Genomic DNA, 511 nt, shown 5'->3' with positions numbered 1-511 from the left:
TGCTCTGGATTGCCATCGATTGGCAGGAAACAGGTGAAGTCGTTGTTGAAGCCAAATGTATCCCCAGCCGGGTTTATTTTATCGCCGTAAGAAGCGATGACATCATAGGAGTAACCACTCGGCAGAACCACATCGTCCTTGGTTGTCGGTTTAATAGGTGTAAATTTCGGGTTGAAGTTGGTCTTTTTGGCATCAAGACCAAACAAGTGGTCAGCCGTTTTTCCCGAAAGTGGTCCTGCGGCCAAAGCTGGTATTCCGGTAGCCAGAGAAGCCAACGCAGCCGTACCTGCTCCTAGATAAGTCAAAAATTGTCGACGGTTCACATCCATCACAATCGCTCCTTTTTTCAAACTCTTGTCTACCTCTGATGATACAGGGGGGAAATCAACAGAGCGTTAATGCGGTATGAAGAAACCGTAAAATGGATATTTACACAATTAACAAATAGGCCCCGCCATCTTTTTGGCGGAGCCTTTGGGCTGTTGTACACATAAGAAAAATTTTAATATTC

The 511-nt window shown here is 45.2% G+C and carries 1 protein-coding gene; it reads right to left on the bottom strand.

What is annotated here, in order from left to right; all coding sequences use genetic code 11:
* Positions 1–329, bottom strand: a 329-nt coding sequence (locus tag EDM52_RS22960; protein WP_122911235.1) for an alkaline phosphatase PhoX, incomplete at its 3' end; no start/stop codon positions are given.
* Positions 330–511 lie beyond the last annotated feature (182 nt).

It is taken from the genome of Brevibacillus invocatus, assembly GCF_003710915.1.
Lineage (GTDB): Bacteria > Bacillota > Bacilli > Brevibacillales > Brevibacillaceae > Brevibacillus > Brevibacillus invocatus.
Note: the sequence above shows the minus strand (reverse complement) of the source record. Positions and strands in the feature narration are given on the sequence as shown.